The sequence below is a fragment of the Marinomonas spartinae genome, assembly GCF_016461715.1.
Lineage (GTDB): Bacteria > Pseudomonadota > Gammaproteobacteria > Pseudomonadales > Marinomonadaceae > Marinomonas > Marinomonas spartinae_A.
Window position 1 is genome coordinate 1 of record NZ_JAEMUI010000034.1, and the last position, 16143, is coordinate 16143.

Genomic DNA, 16143 nt, shown 5'->3' on the forward strand with positions numbered 1-16143 from the left:
ATAAATGAATGTAAAAGCACTTCAAATGCCCAAAAAATGATTATTTTGAACCAATTCGGTGCAACTTTGTTTAAGCCTATTTAATGTCGGTTTTCTAGTACTTCAGACTTTTATTGAATTTTAAATATGAATTTTTTTATAAAGAGCAGTCGACAGAAGAAAAAAATAGTGTATATACTGTCACCCACATATACATGTATATACATCTAATATGGTTTTTAGTCATTTATCTAACTGCTTGTTTTAAAGGTGGAAATTGTGACGGAAAAAGAATATTTATCGATAGATCATCTGGTTAATAGGTATGTTGCTAAGCTTGGGAAATATAACGCAGGATTGTCTATTGAAGGGTTAAAGGCTCGTTTTCAGGTTGATCGAGTCGCTAAGTTAGGGAGTAATGAAAACCCTTTCCCAACATCAAGTTCCGTCATGAAGGCTTTAAGTCGAGCGGGGGATTTGTCCCATTATCCTGATGCAAATTGTAGCCTGTTAAGGAAAAAAATAGCTGACAAGTTAACGGTTGCCGAAGAGTCCTTGGTCTTCGGTAATGGTTCAGAAGATCTAATCAGTATCATCTCCCGCGCGTTTATCAATGAGGGTGACAAAGTAATGACCATTGTCCCTTCATTTGGATTGCATATTCTCTATCCGACTGCGTGTGGAGCAAAGATGGTTATCGCTCCAATGACGTCGCAGCTGGAGTTTGATATCGAAAGAATCACTTCTTTGTTGCGTAGTGAAAAACCAAAGCTGTTTTTTATCGCCAGTCCGAGTAATCCCGTTGGTTGCAGTTTAAGTCAAGACGATGTGAATGATATATTAGCGAATGTCTCCGAGCAGACGTTGTTGGTTTTTGATGAGGCTTATTATGAATACGCACAAGGCGAATTGGACTATCCTGATGTACTCGCACTTTTGAAAGCGTCGGGTAAGCCATTTGTGTTACTTAGAACCTTGTCTAAAGCTTATTCCCTTGCTGGCCTGCGAATAGGCTATGGGGTTTTTTATCCTGTGACCTTGGCTGAATATATGAATAAGGTCAGAACGCCTTTTAATGTGAACCGCCAAGCTCAGGTGGCCGCTATAGCGGCGTTAGATGATGATAATCACTTGGGAAAAACGATTCATTGGAATCATATTGCCCGCAAAAAGATGCAACAAGATTTAAAGCGTTTAGGCGTGTCTCCCTATGAATCAAAAGGGAATTTTCTCTTTTTTTCGACGTCGTGGTTAGCAACAGATCTTGCTGATGAGTTATTGAAGTTTGGCGTGATTGTGAAACCATGGATGGAACCCGGTTATGAATACTTTGTACGAGTTTCTATCGGAAAAGCTGAAGATAACCAATTGTTTATTACGAGTTTAGCTTCTTTGTTGGGGCGTACCGCGTTGTCTCATGTTAACCAGTGAATTGATTTTAAAAGAATAATACATAGTGGAGCATACCATGAACTCTGAATGTTTGAAGGAACTGCAAGAACGGCTTAAGCCAGAGCAAATTCGGCAAGATGACGCCATTGATTTGAGTTATCAAAAAGATTGGAGCAGTTGCTCGCCTGTACTTCCCATGGCACTTTTGTTGCCGGAGAATGTTCAACAGGTGTCGGACATTATAAAAATATGTGCCAAATATAAGCAGTCTGTCGTGCCTCAAGGGGGGCGAACGGGGTTGACTGGAGCCGCTCGTCCTTCTAAAGCGGATGTCTGTATTAGTTTAGAAAAGCTGAATGGTATTGAAGAGATAGATATACAAGCTAACACGATGACTGTGTTAGCTGGCACAACATTGCAAACGGTTCAGGAAAAAGCGATAGCAGCGGAACGTTATTTTCCTTTGGATTTAGGCTCCAGAGGAAGTTGTCAAATTGGTGGTACTATTGCCACAAACGCAGGTGGAAATAATGTGATTCGTTTTGGCATGATGCGGAATTTGGTCTTAGGACTGGAAGTCGTAACCGCGAGTGGCGAGATACTGAATTTGCAAAATAAGATGCTTAAGAATAACGCAGGGTATGATTTAAAGCAGTTGTTTATTGGCAGTGAAGGCACTCTAGGGATTATCACAAAAGCGACCTTAAAGTTAACCCCAATACCGGGGGATGCTCAAACAGCGCTTTGTGCGTTTGCTCGCTATGAAGACGGTGTTGCACTGTTACATCTTATGCAAAAAGAGTTGAATCAGAATATTCACGCCTTTGAAATGATGTGGCAGGATTTTTACACCATGAGTTGCAGCTGGTCGTGTCCAGATAATCCGCCAATCGAAAATGAGTATGCGTTTTATGTGCTGATAGAATCGAAAGGCGTGAGCGAAGAGGTTTTTCATCAAAGTTTGGAAAAAGCGTTTGAAGAAGAGCTTATACAGAACGCTGTGATCGCTTCGTCATTGCGAGAAAGAGAGCAATTATGGACAATCCGCGAAGCAACCTCTGAGTTTCCAGTCAAACTTTCCCCTATTAATTTTGATATCAGTTTACCCATCGGTAGCATTAATGAATTTGTACAGACGTGTCGTCTTTCTTTGCTAGAGCGTTGGCCAAATGCGTTAGTCGTTAACTTCGGACATATTGGTGACAGTAATTTGCATTTGGCGGTTGATGCGAACTCGGATGTGAATATTACCGAAGAAGAGGTCGATAAAATCGTCTATCAATGTGTGGAAGAGTTTAAGGGCTCTATTTCTGCCGAGCATGGCGTAGGAACGTTAAAGCGAGATTATCTTCATCATTCTGTTTCACCTCAAGCATTAGACATGATGGCGACCGTCAAAAAAGCGTTAGACCCTTTTAATATTTTAAACCCTTCAAAAGTGGTTCTCATATAACGTCACTGAGAGAGGGAGTTTGTCTATGTGTCACTCTATTAGGAATTACTATGCGGACATTTTATCGAGGTTCTGATCTTTCTAGAATACAGAGCGTCGCTGAGATGGCGGCACTGGCACAGCGCCGCTTACCAAACTTTGCTTGGGAGTACTTGGCAGGTGGCGCGGAAAATGAGCAGACATTGTCACGTAACCAGTCTGATTTTTCGGATATCCGCTTGGCCTCTCACACCTTGGTGCCGAATCACCGACCTGTGATTAATGCGAGGTTAATTGGTTCGAAAAGTGCTCTGCCTATGATGATCGGGCCAAGCGGTTACAATGGAATGTTGTGGCCTCAGGCCGATATTGCGCTAGCGAAAGCGGCCCGCGCTAAGCAAATTCCTTTTTGTTTGAGTACTGTTTCAAATTGTTCCATGGAGCAAGTACGTGAAGCGGTGCCAGATGTCGATTTTTGGTTTCAACTGTATGCGCTGAAAGACCTGCGGGCTAGCCAAGACTTATTAGCCAGAGCGAAAGCGGTTGAAGCCAGCACGCTAGTGATTACATCGGATGCGCTTATTGTCGGTAATCGAGAATGGGACAGGCGAAACTTTGTGAGGCCTCGTCAGCTCACTTTGGCGAATAAGTTGAATGTGTTGTTGCATCCTAATTGGATACGCCAAGTTATGTGGCCTAATGGTTTACCAACCATGGGTAACCTGTCGCCTTATTTGCCTGAAGATGAAAAGAGTGCGCTTGGGGCGATGAAATTTATTTCTGAGCAGCTAGACCCTTTGCTGGACTGGGAAAGAGTGGCACAAATCCGCGATCAATGGTCGGGGAACATGATCCTAAAAGGGGTGTTGCATCCAGACGATGCGATTAAGGCGGTCCAGCTAGGGTTGGATGGAATTGTTGTTTCCAACCACGGTGGTCGTCAACTCGATGGCGCGCTGTCGTCTATTCAAGCCTTACAGCAGATAGCGCCTAAGGTAAGGGGGCAAATAAGTATATTGCTCGACAGTGGTGTGCGCCGTGCTAGCGATATAGTGAAAGCGGTCGCGCTTGGTGCCGATGGGGTGTTGTTAGGACGAGCTACTTTATTTGGTGTAGCGTCGGGTGGACAAGTGGGTGTGACTCGAGTGCTGGACATTTTAGAGGAAGAGCTTGTTCGTTGTCTTAATTTGATGGGCGTAAAACGCCTTGATGATCTTTCGACAGACCATCTTTACTTATCAAGATCATAGCGACTCAGATCGTTGAAGACGGAAACAAGGTAACGCTTTCTCCATTCCGCCTTCCTTGGGATCGGCTTTGTTATTTCGCGAACAGCTGCCCCATGTCTTTAAAGGCTTTAAATTCCAAGGCATTACCGCATGGATCGAGGAAGAACATGGTGGCTTGTTCGCCCACTTGGCCTTTAAAGCGAATATAAGGTTCGATGATAAAGTCGGTTTTTTCAGCGGTTAGGCGTTCTGCCAACGCTTCCCATTGCTCCCATGTTAATACCACACCAAAATGTGGAACAGGCACATTGTGTCCGTCTACTGCGTTGGTGCCCGCGTGTTCTTGATAGGGCATTTTGGGGTGATGATGGATGACGAGCTGATGGCCGAAAAAGTTGAAATCTACCCATTCTGGTGCAGAACGGCCTTCTTCCAGTCCAAAGACATCGCGATAAAAAGCCCGTGCCAGCGGCACGTCATAGACGGGGATAGCAAGGTGGAAGGGTTGTAGACTCATAATGGGGTCTCCTATGGTGAAAATATGCGCTGATACATCATTGTGACAGCTAATTTATACTAATGGCGACTTATATTGCTATAGTGAATAAGATAAAGGCTTTTTCACTGAAAGGATGTCGAGGTAGGAATATGGCGGAATTTCTTGTTTTGGGTGCAGGTATGGTTGGTGTGAGCAGTGCTTTGGCTCTTCAGACTCAAGGACATACGGTCACGTTGGTGGACCGAACAGGCGCTGGGTTGGAAACCAGTTATGGCAATGCGGGCATTATTCAAGTAGAAGCAGCAGAGCCTTACGCGTTACCTAGGGAGTTCTCCAAACTCTTCAAGTATCTGTTTGAAGTCAGTAATGATGTGACTTGGCGTTTAAATGGCGTGCTGAACATGGCGCCCGCTTTATGGTCTTATTTACGTCACTCTGCGCCGCAGAAACACGCACAGATCTCGAAAATTTATTCCCAATTAACGTTTCGCTCGACGGCAGACCATGAGGAGCTGATTCGCGATTCTCTCTCTGAAGATCTTATCCAGCGCGATGGGCTAGCCATGTTTTATCGTGAATCGGATGAGTTTGAAAAGGCGGCCCAAAAAGCCGAATTTTTACGTCAGGAATATGGTGTAACATCGCGCATTGTGGATGGCAAAGCCTATCAACAAGAAGAGTCCGCGTTAAAAGCGGCACCGGCAGGTGTGGTGCATTTTACGCAAAGTTGGAGTTGTTCGTCGCCTGGCGGCTTAACTCAAGCTTATTGTGAATTATTCGTTGAACGGGGCGGAAGCTTCGTCTCGGGGGACGCCAATACTTTGCAGCATACTGCGAATGGTTGGAGTGTGCTGACAAGTGATGGCGAACGTGAAGCAGAGCAGGTGGTGATTGCCTTGGGACCTTGGTCGCCAGAGTTACTGAAACGTTTTGGTTATCAGATTCCAATGGTGTACAAGCGTGGTTACCATGGGCATTTTGCTATGCCTACCCATTTAAATCGGCCTTTTTTAGATACCGCAAATGGCGTGTTAGCGGCCCCCATGAAGCAAGGGCTAAGAATCACCACGGGGGCGGCCTTAGTACCGATGGATTCTCCAGCGGAGACCAGTCAATTAGTGCGTGGCGTCAAAGCTCTCAATCAATTAATGGATGTGGGAAAACAAATAGAAGAACCGCAATGGATTGGTACACGACCCTGCATGCCAGATATGTTGCCCCTTGTTGGTGAAGCACCAAATCATAAAGGTTTGTGGTTTCACTTTGGCCATGGTCATCAAGGGTTCACGTTGGGGCCAACAACGTCGGCATTGCTGATGCAGGCAATGAATGGTGAATCCAATGAATTGATTACCGCACTGTCGCCTCGTGAACGATTGCTATGAAAGTGGCTGAATCGGGCGGCTGCTTATATTCAAAAGATAAGGCTGCGTTAGAAAGAGAAAAAGAGGGCGGATGATCAATATCATCACCCTCTTTTTTTATGGCTGTTGTTGGGCTTTTTGTCACAGATGCCAAACTAAGCGGTGGATTTTTCGAGTTGGCTCTCATGTGGATGCGAGCTTTGCCCTTTTGCAGCTTTACATAGCAGTATAACGAACAGCGCTAACCCTAGTAGTCTCGCGCCGATGATGTGTGGGGAAAAATCCGTTGCGGCTTGTGGCCATGCAATCAATATGGCTGCGATAACGTACAAACCTCGTATGAACCAACTCAAGTTGTTTTTCAACCAGCCTGAAAAGCCAATGCTCATGGCACTTGTTGCTAATGCGGCGATCACAATGGCGGCAATGATGCTGGAGGTTGAACCAATCAATAGAATGCCTGGCATAGTGACAAACAAGAAAGGAACCAACAGTTTCACAAAGCCCAAACGCATGGACTCAATGGCCGTTTCGGTAGGATCCGCACCGGAAATGGTGGAAGCGGCATAGGCCGCCAAGGCAACTGGTGGTGTGATGGCAGACACTAACCCATAGTAAAAGATGAACATATGGGCCGATAACGGTGCCATGCCCATTTGTGTCATGGCGGGCGCAACGAGAACCGCTAATAATAGATAAGCGGCGGACGTTGGTAAGCCCATTCCAAGCACAAAAGATGCGCCAGCGGTGAGAAGCAACACAGCCCATAAATGTCCATTCCCTAAGGAAATAATCAACCCAGACAACATTAAGCCCAAGCCTGTTAAGTTTAACACCCCAATGATGACACCTGCCGATGCCACCGCCGCGACGATCGGTAGGGTATTGATCAATGTTTCTTTGCAAGCGGCAATAATATCGACGATGTTGATGCGTGTTTCAGCTTTCCAAGGGCTGACGAAAAAGCCCGCTAAAATCCCCATGACAGCGGCTTGTGTGGGGGACTCCCCAGAAACCATAAGGCCAACGAGCACGACGAGGGGCAATAATAAGTAGCTTTTCTTTTTGAGGGTTCTCAGTAGGAGTTTTAAGCCTGCCTCTGTATCTCTTTCGAGATTTAAACGGCCCGCTTCCAGTCTGACAGCGATCATTAAGGCTAAAACATAAAGTAGTGCAGGAATAAGCGCCGCCAGTGCCACTTCTGAATAGGGGATGCCGATGATTTCTGCCATTAAGAAGGCTGCGGCGCCCATGACGGGAGGCATGATTTGTCCAGCAGACGACGCGGCGGCTTCAATGGCACCGGCGAGTTTTGCGCTGTAACCTACCCGTTTCATTAAGGGAATGGTAAAGGTGCCGGTGGTGACGACGTTTGCCACGGCACTGCCATTTAAAGAGCCAAGTAACGCGCTGGATAACGCCGCAGATAGCCCAGGTCCACCTTGGACGCGTCCGGTTAAGCCTCGGGCTAAATCAACAAATACCTCGCCTGTGCCTATTTTGGTTAAAATGGCACCGAATAAACCGAATAGGAAAATATATTCCACCGCGACACCCATAGGAATGCCATAGATGCCTTCGGTAGAAAGCATTAGGGTTGAGGTGAGTCGACTGATGTCGAACCCGCCATTACCGTATTTTCCCGGTATTAAGTAGCCATAGTACGCATAGAGTAGTGCTAGGGCCATTAAACCAATCAGTGCCCACCCGACGGCCATTCTGACAAACAGAAAGACAACACAGATAAGGCCAATAAATATCCAAGTATCCTGTGGAATAGCGATGGCACCACGCATGATGATGTCCATGTAGTTATGCCATAAATAGGGGCCGGGGATCAGGGCAATCACAGCGAATAAGTAAAAGCCAAGGCGAAGCCAGGTTTGTTGATACTTCAACGCAAAAAAGAGCATTGCAGAGGCGGAGACCAAGGAGAAGAATAACGACCTCAATAGCAATGCCGTAATCCCCCCATAGTAAGCGCCATAGAGCACCAATCCGGCGACCGCCACGGCGATAACGCTGAATAGGATGGACAGACAAATTCGCTCTTTGTTGCCAACCGTCTTAGTATCAAACAGTAGGTCTTTGAGTGTGGTCTTCGCCATGATGACTCTCCTACTGCTTATTCATTTCATCGAAATATTTTTTCGCACCAGGGTGCAGTGGAATGGGCGTATTGGGGGCGGTTTTCAGGGAGATTTTTTTCGCCAATGGATGCACTTTTCTTAACATATCGAGGTGATCAAAAATGGCTTTGGTAATGTTATAAATTTTCGTTTGATCGGCTTTGCCACTGGTGAACAGAACCGCAGGATCATTGATCATGGTGACGGCTTTTTTCTGATCTGGGTAGGTGCCAGCGGGTAAAGAGTAAACTTGGTAGAAGGGGTATTTCTTGATCAACGCATCGATACTTTCTTTACTGGCTGACAAGAGTGTCATGTGGCGTTGTGAGTCCAAGTCAATCAATGACGCTGTTGGCGCGCCAGCCAAAACGACCGCCGCATCGACTTGACCATTGATTAGGGCTTTTACTCCTTCTGTATAGGATAAAAAGCGTGGTGTAATGTCTTTAAACACACCATACTCTTTGAGTAAACGTGTGGCTAAAACAGCGGCGTTACTGCCCGGAGGTCCCATGCTGACGCGTTTGCCTTTTAGGTCTTTAAAATCTTTTATACCTGTGCCTTGAATGGTGGCGACTTGTAATACCGCTGGATAAAGGTAGGCGATAGCCGCCACATCCAATTTCCCGCTTTTTTTAAATGGGCCAATGCCCTGTTTGGCTTCATATAAGGTGGAAGAGGAGGATAACCCCAGCGTCATTTGACCTGCGGCCACACGATAATTGTTTTCGATTGATGCCCCTGTGACTTCGGCGCGGGCGGTGGCGTTAGGCATGTATGTATTGATGATTTGGGAAATGCCTGCCCCCATGACGTAAAAGAGACCACCTGTCCCGCCGGTACCAATAGAGATTCGTTCTGTGGCAAGGGCTGGTGTGGCGATCAGTGTGCTGCAAAGCGCACCAACGATAACGGCTTTGTTAAACCATGCTTTCATAGACATAAGATGCTCCAAGGATCGATATTATTGTTATTTTCCTTAGGGCAGTGTATGACAGAAACCTTTCACGAACCTTTCATGGGGCTGACAGTTTGCTTGTCATTATTGAGACAGTGGCGTAGAGGAACCTAAAGCCTCATCCCATTCATCGTAGATGAGCTGCTTTTTAGCGGAGTCTGTTTGGATCAACAGTTCAAGGCCTAAAGGAATCGGACGGAAAATACCATGAGGCAATTTTTGTAAGGCCTGACGACTATTCTGCCCCGTTATATGATGATCTAAAGGTGTGATGCCAGAGGCTTCGAGTAAGCTTTGCCCATGATGAGACAGTAAAAAATCGATAAAAGATTTGGCGGTTTTGGGGTGTGCTGTCTGTCGGTTGATAAAAGCAGTTCGCATGATAATGCTTGTGTAGTCGGTGGGCATTAAGGTGACAATCCATGGGTATTTTTTGCTCCATTGAAAGGCATAAGAACCAACAAGATTGTAGGCAATAAACAGGTCACCTTTTAACAAGGCTTCAAGCATGGTGTGCGTGTCGGTATAGAGTTGCGCTTTATGATTGCCAAACGCTTCTAATAAGCGCCCATAGGTGCGAGATTGCTGGCTATCGTATGACCAGGCCAAATAGCCAAGTCCGACTTTTTTGATATCAAAGAGGCCGATTTTGCCGTCTAAAAGATGGTCTTTGTCCCGTATTAAGGTGAGTAATTGTTCGCGGCTGGTGGGCAGCGGGGAACCAGTAAGAATGTCAGTATTGATGACCATTACAATGGGCTCATAAGTAAAGCCGAAGAGCTCTTGTCGCCATTGTGAATCCATTGGTAGAGACTGAGGCGGCGGTGAGTCGTTGCGTAAAGCGAAGCCATCGTTGACCAGTTTAAATTGTAAATCCATGGCAGGACTCATCATAATGTCTGGCCGTTCTTGTGGGGCGTCTAAAAAGGTCTGGTAAAGGGCATTGGTATTCAACTCGGTATATTGAATCTGAGTATGAGGATGTTGCGCTATAAATGCCCTAAAAAGAGGGGCAATTAGGGCGTGATCTAGCGCACCGTGAACTGTTAAAAGGACGGTTTGCTTGGCTAAACTTGGGTAGCTATAGGTGTCGGTGGTATTGGAAGGCGAGGGAGTGGACGGTTGCGAGTCAGCCCCAGAGGCGATAAAACAGCAAAACAAAAAAGCTAAGTAATATTTCATTGTTTTGATTCCTCAACGCAAAGGAACACAATCTCAACAATTAACCCTGTCGGTTGATTATCTTTTAGGTGAAAGGTGGCTTTGTGGTGCTCTGCTACCTCTTTGGCAATGGAGAGACCAATCCCCGAACCCGCCGCCACATTATCCGCGCTTCTGTAAAAATACTCGAAGATATGAAGTTTATCCTCATCACAGACACCAACCCCCTGATCCCGTATTTGCAGCGTTGCTTGGTTGGACAATGCTTGATTGGACGCCGTTGATTGGGTCATCAATTCCACTTCCACCGTGCCATATTCGGGGCTGTATTTAACGGCGTTTTCAATGATGTTGTGCAGCATTTGTTTGAGGGCAAATTCATCCCCCAAAATATTGGTTTTAGCGTCACCTACGTAAGCAATTTCGACGTGTTTTTCTAATGCCCAGACAACAAGTTCGCGGCAAGTGTCTTTGATTAACTCATCCAAAGAGAGGAATGAGAAGGGGTGACTTTGAAAGCGGTGTGTTAGGGTGGCTCTGTTTAACAATTGATTGACGGTTTGGGTTAGCAATTGGCTGCTTTCTAATATGTTTTCCAGTTGTTGTTTTCTAAGGGCTGCATCTTTTTCATCTAGGGCATTTTGGGCTTGTGAGATGAGCCCGGCAAGCGGCGTTCTAATCTGATGGGCGGACTCGGCCGTGAAGCGTTCTAAACGTTGTAAGGTGTTATCGAGCTGGGCCATAAAGTAATTAATACTACCGACTAGTGGCGCAATTTCGCTCGGCACATGGATATCTAATGCCGACAGATCTAAAGAAGAGCGTTCGGTTATCGCTTGCTTGATGGATTGAAGAGGGCGCAGCACTTGCCAAATCACAAACAGTAATAACAGCATGGTGATAATGAAAAAGACACTAACAAACTGCAGGGCGATTTGGTTGAACTCTTTAGCGGCTTTTGCGCGGGCTTCCATGGTTTGTCCTACGATTACAAATACGGTTTTGCTCTTATCCGCCTCCAGCAATCGCTTGCTTAAAATAATAAAACGCACCCGCTCACCACGGTAGTTTGATTCATAATAAAGGGGCTTTATCGGTTGATTCTGTTGCGACTCTCTGATGAGTTGGGGAAAGGGAATATCCGGTAAATCTTTGTAGCCAGTCAAAACTTGGTACTGAGTATTCATAATGGAATAGAAGGCTCGGTCGGAGCTGGATAACGACAGGGTCTCAAAGGCCGATATGGGTAAGTCGATGATGACTTTGCCGTTAACTAAGGTGATATTCTCCGCCATTTGCAATGCCGCGCCGTAAAGTAGCCGGTCATAGGATATTTTTGTGGTGCGGTTGGCATAAATGTGTGCTCCCCAGAGCGCGAGGCTACTGATGAAGAGTAAGACGATGAAGGTCATGACTAATAATTGTCGACGCAATGATCGAGTTTTAATCATGCCTTTTTTCCAGTAGGTAGCCTAATCCCCTAATAGTACGAATCTTAAAGTCGCTATCATGGAGCGATTTACGAAGACGGGCGACGTAGATTTCGATAACGCTGGTGTTAGGGTTATCATCAAAATTGTAGAGATGTTCGATCAGGGCTTCTTTGCTGAGCACTTTACCTGTATGCGTCATAAAGACTTCCAGTAAACGAAATTCTCGCTGTTTGATATCAATAGGCGTGCTATTCACGGTGACTTTACAGGCGTCCAGATCAAGCGAGACGTTGCCATATTCAATGGTATTGAGGGTTTGTCCATGACTTCGACGCAGTAAGGCTCGGCAACGTGCTTCTAATTCGCCAAAATCAAAGGGCTTAGTCAGGTAATCGTCGGCCCCCAAATCGAGCAGAGTAATTCTGTCCTCCACTTGGTTACGAGCCGTGAGAATGATGACGGGGGTATGAGCGTGTTTTTTTCTGAGGTTTGCCAGGATGTGATTGCCCGTTGTATCTGGCAAGTTGAGGTCTAATAACAATAAGTCGTATTGTTGTAAATCCAACATTTGTTGGGCGGTTTTACCGGTTGTGGCGAGATCGATGCCGTGGCCCATTCGACTCATTCTTTGGCAAATGGCTTCACCGAGAATTTTATCGTCTTCTACTACTAAAATTCGCATGATTCATCACTTTTTATTTACCCTTCATAAGGCTTTGTTTTTATATTTTTCGTCGTTACTTAGCGTATCTTAAGATAAAAAATGCCCTAATACCTATACATTCGCATAAAAACCGCTTCGCTTGTCTGTTGACCGCCTCTTACTTTTTCCCTATTTGAAGATATGTAGATAATATCAACTTTAGGGTGCAGGCTGGATGCGAATAGCCCATTATAAAAAGCATCTATCATGACCGTAAGGAGTAAGTAGAGATGAGCAAGTCTGTTTCCGATATCATTGTTGATACCCTAAGTGAGGCGGGTGCTAAGCGCTGTTATGGCATCGTTGGCGATACCATTAACCACTTTACTGACGTTCTCAGTCGGTCTGATATTGATTGGGTGCATGTGCGCCATGAAGAAGTGGGGGCCATGGCCGCTGGTGGCGAAGCTTATATGACGGGGCAGTTAGCATTGTGCGCAGGAACATGCGGTCCAGGCAGCTTGCACTTCATTAATGGTATTTTCGAAAGCCATCGTAACGGCTCGCCTATGGTGTTGATTGCTTCTCAGGTGGATCGTCGGCAAGAGGGTCTGAACTTTCCTCAAGAAGTGGATCAAAAAGCCCTTTATGATCAATGCTCTGTGTTTTGTGAACGCATTTCTCATCCAGACCAAGCGCGTCGCATTACGGTTCAAGCAGCGCAAGCGGCACTGACAAAAAACGGGGTAGCGGTGATTGTCGTCAATGGCGATATGTTCCAAGAAAAAGTGGCTAATGATGTCAATTGGCGGGTACATACCGCTAAACCAACCATTCGTCCTAATCCTTCTGAAATCGCTGAATTAGCCACCATGATTGACAATGCAGAGCGGGTTACCTTGTACGCTGGCATTGGCGCAAAGCATGCCTGCGAAGAATTGATTGAGCTGGCGGAGTTATTAAAAGCCCCCATTGTTCACAGTTCTCGCTCGAAAGAATTTATTGAGCCTAACAACCCTTATCAAGTAGGAATGACAGGAATTTTAGGCAACCGTGCGGGGATGGAGGCGGTCATGGATTGTGACTTGTTAATCTGTCTTGGTACCGATTTCGCTTATAGCCAGTTTTATCCAGAGAAAGCCAAAATCGTTCAAATTGATATTGATGCCAGACATTTAGGTAAACGTAGCCCCATCGATCTTGGTCTAGTGGGGGACGTTGCAGATTCTCTCCAAGCTTTGCTACCAAAACTTACGCCGAAAAACGATCAAGCCCATTTAGACAAAGCGTTAACGCAATGGAAAAAAGACAAAGCGGAGTACGTGCAAGAGGCGGAATCTGGACAATCATTGATCCATCCACAAACCGTCGCTCATACCTTGGATAAACTGGCAGCAGACGACGCCATTTTCACGGCTGATGGTGGTTCGCCCATGGTGTGGTTATTACGCCATTTAACTGCGACGGGGAAACGCCGTTTTTTAACCAGTCTGCTCCACGGCACTATGGCCAATGCTTATCCGCAAGCGCTGGGGATTGCTAACGCCTACCCAGATCGACAAGTGATCGCCATGTGTGGTGATGGGGGAATGAGTATGCTAATGGGAGATTTATTAACACTGGTTCAGGAAAATATTCCCGTTAAATTGCTGATTTTTAACAATGAATCCCTTGGTTTTGTTGAAATGGAGCAACGTGTTGAAGGCTTGTTGGATGCCTTTACTGGTTTGAAAAATCCTGACTTTTCAAACCTAGCGCAAACGCTAGGTTTAGAAGGGTTCCGAGTGGATAAAACCGATCAGTTGGAAGAAGCCATGCAACAGTGGTTAGACACCGATAAACCTGCTCTATTGGATGTCAGAGTCAGCCGAATGGAGCTGGTGATGCCGCCGAAGATTGAAGCGTCTCAGGTCATGTCGACGGCCATGTTTGGCATTAAAGCCGTTCTAAATGGTCGTACAGATGAAGTGGTCTCGTTAATACGTGATAACTTTGTCCGTTAAGGTCGATTATCCTGTTTGAATAAAATCGTAAGCATCAACAAAGACGTCAATCAATGTCTGGCGTCTTTGTTGAAACCTCTTTGCCATCGACGGTAACGCCGGATACATGGCGGAAATGCCAAGGGCTTGTGCCTTTTTTCAAGTGAGAAAAGGTGACGTTATTAAACTGGCTGTCTAGCAAATCTTCTATATCCGTTGGCATCACATTCTTCAGATGGACATCATTGAAATAGATATTTTTATGATAAGAAGAATGTGTAAAGCCGGTGAGGATTTGAATGGAGGGCTTTTTCCCTGCGATGCCGTCCACGGACACATGGTTAATGCTAAAGTCAGAGAACTGTGCGGGGGTACTGGCGGGCTGATACTGGGTTACTTCGTTTGGGTCGCCATATTGAAGGGTCAGTAAAAAGGCTTGATCCGCTAAGTCTGACAGGGCCGTATTACGAAAAATTACATCAGAGGCACCGCCGCCTATAGCATCGCTGCTTTTGGCTCGCAGGCCTATATCGGTTTTCACCATGACATTATTTTCCGCCATAATATGCTTAATACCAGAGCCTGTTCGACTGCCTAAGACAACGCCACCATGGGCGTGATAGATAAAGTTATTAAAGAGCCAAGCCCCGTTTACGCCCTGTTCGGACGCGGCTTTAGCGCCTGCTCCTGCGGCAAAATTAATGGCGTCGTCTCCCACATCGAAGTAGCTGTTCAACACCAAGGTATTTGTGCCTCGGCTGATATCGATGCCATCACCATTGTTGACATCATAGGTTTCCACTTTAATGCTGTTGTATGTCGCGTTTTTATTGCTGCTACTGACAATCGCATGGTTCGCTGGGTTACGAAGGGTGACACCTTCAACATACAGATTGGTTACTTTTCTTAGGTAAACAAGGTTAGAACGCATGCTGCCATAGGCTTTATGAGCCGACATGCTGTGTTGAATACCGTTTTCGACTTGTGATTTGGCCAGTAAACCATAGTCCTTATAGAGCTTATTGCTGCCGTGTAAGTAGTGTGGTTGATCGTGCTGTAAATAGTTTTGATAACGATTGGCCGATTGTTTCCAGCCATTTCCATCAATAGTGCCGCTGCCGACAATGCGTATATTGGTGAATGTTTTACTGTCGGTAGCAGGGGATTGCAGAACATTGATTAAGGCTGAAGGGGTTTTGTTGATGATTGGGTAGTCATCAGCATGGCTTGAACCGAGTAACTTGGCACCTTTGGCGAGATGAAGAGTCATGTTGCTTTTTAGGTAAATAGCCCCTGTGACAAAGGTGCCTGCTGGAATGGTGAGTTCACAGTGTGCTGGGCAACTGGCAATGGCCTGTTGAATGAAGTGTGTGTTGTCGGTTTTGCCATCCCCTTTTGCTCCAAAGGCGGTAATGTTGCGCTGGGTAGGGCGCGGGGTGGTTTTCAGTGTTAATACTTGGCTTGTGTTAAGTATTTTGCCGTTTTTATCCAGTGCCTGAACCTGAAATTGATAGCTTGTATTAGGGGATAAATCGCTGATTTTAGCGCTTTGCCAAACGATTTTCTGGGTGAAGTCGCTTGGGTTGTTCTTGTAAAAGTGATCAATAAACGGCTTAGCAGCGGAGTAGATGTTGTGGCTTTTCGCCAGCCCGATAACATGACCGTTTTCTAAAATCTGATAAGCCTGAATGTCGGTAATATTGTCCGGTGGTGTCCAAGTCAAGAGGAGGCTATGGTCGTCGGCACTGGCGGCAGGGGATTGTATGTTAAGCCTCTCTGCTGCTTGAGCCATGCCTGCTAGAATGGTTAGGAGAGCTAGGCCTGTTCTGATAAAAGATACGATGTATTTCATGGTCACTTAGTTATCATCCATTAGAGTTCTTTGGTTAGTCCATTATGATTAAACGAGTAATCGCGTCCTATATTGCGGTTTTTTTTATGC

General features: G+C 45.8%; 12 protein-coding genes. 5 read left to right on the forward strand and 7 right to left on the reverse strand.

Annotated features, from left to right (window positions below; genetic code table 11):
* The first annotated feature begins 258 nt into the window (after positions 1–258).
* From hisC to JHD45_RS21155, 3 genes are read left to right on the forward strand one after another with little or no spacing between them, the layout of a single operon-like run.
* Positions 259–1410 (forward strand): histidinol-phosphate transaminase, encoded by a 1152-nt coding sequence (gene hisC / locus JHD45_RS21145; protein ID WP_199478569.1) that lies wholly within the window; start codon positions 259–261, stop codon positions 1408–1410.
* 37 nt (positions 1411–1447) lie between these two features.
* Positions 1448–2824 carry an FAD-binding oxidoreductase gene (locus JHD45_RS21150; RefSeq protein WP_199478571.1) on the forward strand — a complete coding sequence of 459 codons (1377 nt, stop codon included), beginning with the start codon at positions 1448–1450 and terminating at the stop codon, positions 2822–2824.
* A 50-nt stretch (positions 2825–2874) separates the two neighbouring features.
* The gene (locus JHD45_RS21155; protein ID WP_199478573.1) at positions 2875–4053 is read left to right on the forward strand and encodes an alpha-hydroxy acid oxidase; all 1179 of its coding nucleotides are present in this window, start codon (positions 2875–2877) and stop codon (positions 4051–4053) included.
* Positions 4054–4123: 70 nt separating this feature from the next.
* On the opposite strand, the gene JHD45_RS21160 is transcribed toward JHD45_RS21155, so the two are convergent.
* The gene (locus tag JHD45_RS21160) at positions 4124–4549 is read right to left on the reverse strand and encodes a VOC family protein (RefSeq protein WP_067019084.1); all 426 of its coding nucleotides are present in this window, start codon (positions 4547–4549) and stop codon (positions 4124–4126) included.
* A gap of 131 nt (positions 4550–4680) precedes the next feature.
* Here JHD45_RS21160 and JHD45_RS21165 point away from each other — a divergent pair, with 131 nt between their 5' ends.
* Entirely contained in the window at positions 4681–5916 is a 1236-nt protein-coding gene (locus JHD45_RS21165; protein WP_199478575.1) for an NAD(P)/FAD-dependent oxidoreductase, read from the forward strand.
* A 134-nt stretch (positions 5917–6050) separates the two neighbouring features.
* Here JHD45_RS21165 and JHD45_RS21170 read toward each other — a convergent pair whose 3' ends face one another.
* The 5 genes from JHD45_RS21170 to JHD45_RS21190 form a co-directional block, all read right to left on the reverse strand.
* The gene (locus tag JHD45_RS21170) at positions 6051–8003 is read right to left on the reverse strand and encodes a TRAP transporter permease (RefSeq protein ID WP_199478577.1); all 1953 of its coding nucleotides are present in this window, start codon (positions 8001–8003) and stop codon (positions 6051–6053) included.
* A 10-nt stretch (positions 8004–8013) separates the two neighbouring features.
* Positions 8014–8967 carry a TAXI family TRAP transporter solute-binding subunit gene (locus JHD45_RS21175; protein WP_233407981.1) on the reverse strand — a complete coding sequence of 318 codons (954 nt, stop codon included), beginning with the start codon at positions 8965–8967 and terminating at the stop codon, positions 8014–8016.
* 99 nt (positions 8968–9066) lie between these two features.
* A complete protein-coding gene (locus JHD45_RS21180; protein ID WP_199478579.1) occupies positions 9067–10164 on the reverse strand; it encodes an ABC transporter substrate-binding protein in 1098 nt (365 codons plus the stop codon).
* Positions 10161–11594: a sensor histidine kinase gene (locus tag JHD45_RS21185; protein WP_199478581.1), complete on the reverse strand. Its 1434-nt coding sequence runs from the start codon at positions 11592–11594 to the stop codon at positions 10161–10163. Before JHD45_RS21185 ends, JHD45_RS21180 begins: the two co-directional genes overlap by 4 nt.
* Positions 11587–12258, reverse strand: a complete 672-nt coding sequence (locus JHD45_RS21190) for a response regulator transcription factor (protein ID WP_199478582.1) — start codon at positions 12256–12258, stop codon at positions 11587–11589. The genes JHD45_RS21185 and JHD45_RS21190 overlap by 8 nt, the downstream gene beginning before the upstream one ends.
* Positions 12259–12509: 251 nt before the next feature.
* Here JHD45_RS21190 and JHD45_RS21195 point away from each other — a divergent pair, with 251 nt between their 5' ends.
* Complete coding sequence (locus JHD45_RS21195; RefSeq protein WP_199478583.1) at positions 12510–14222, forward strand: thiamine pyrophosphate-dependent enzyme; 1713 nt, start codon at positions 12510–12512, stop codon at positions 14220–14222.
* 46 nt (positions 14223–14268) lie between these two features.
* On the opposite strand, the gene JHD45_RS21200 is transcribed toward JHD45_RS21195, so the two are convergent.
* Entirely contained in the window at positions 14269–16053 is a 1785-nt protein-coding gene (locus tag JHD45_RS21200) for a glycosyl hydrolase family 28 protein (protein ID WP_199478584.1), read from the reverse strand.
* Positions 16054–16143 lie beyond the last annotated feature (90 nt).

Bases quoted from the DNA above. Each gene is read 5' to 3' on its own strand.
- JHD45_RS21150 (WP_199478571.1), top strand. From the start codon at position 1,448: ATGAACTCTGAATGTTTGAAGGAACTGCAAGAACGGCTTAAGCCAGAG.
- JHD45_RS21155 (WP_199478573.1), top strand. From the start codon at position 2,875: ATGCGGACATTTTATCGAGGTTCTGATCTTTCTAGAATACAGAGCGTC.
- JHD45_RS21160 (WP_067019084.1), bottom strand. From the start codon at position 4,549: ATGAGTCTACAACCCTTCCACCTTGCTATCCCCGTCTATGACGTGCCG.
- JHD45_RS21165 (WP_199478575.1), top strand. From the start codon at position 4,681: ATGGCGGAATTTCTTGTTTTGGGTGCAGGTATGGTTGGTGTGAGCAGT.
- JHD45_RS21170 (WP_199478577.1), bottom strand. From the start codon at position 8,003: ATGGCGAAGACCACACTCAAAGACCTACTGTTTGATACTAAGACGGTT.
- JHD45_RS21175 (WP_233407981.1), bottom strand. From the start codon at position 8,967: ATGTCTATGAAAGCATGGTTTAACAAAGCCGTTATCGTTGGTGCGCTT.
- JHD45_RS21180 (WP_199478579.1), bottom strand. From the start codon at position 10,164: ATGAAATATTACTTAGCTTTTTTGTTTTGCTGTTTTATCGCCTCTGGG.
- JHD45_RS21185 (WP_199478581.1), bottom strand. From the start codon at position 11,594: ATGATTAAAACTCGATCATTGCGTCGACAATTATTAGTCATGACCTTC.
- JHD45_RS21190 (WP_199478582.1), bottom strand. From the start codon at position 12,258: ATGCGAATTTTAGTAGTAGAAGACGATAAAATTCTCGGTGAAGCCATT.
- JHD45_RS21195 (WP_199478583.1), top strand. From the start codon at position 12,510: ATGAGCAAGTCTGTTTCCGATATCATTGTTGATACCCTAAGTGAGGCG.
- JHD45_RS21200 (WP_199478584.1), bottom strand. From the start codon at position 16,053: ATGAAATACATCGTATCTTTTATCAGAACAGGCCTAGCTCTCCTAACC.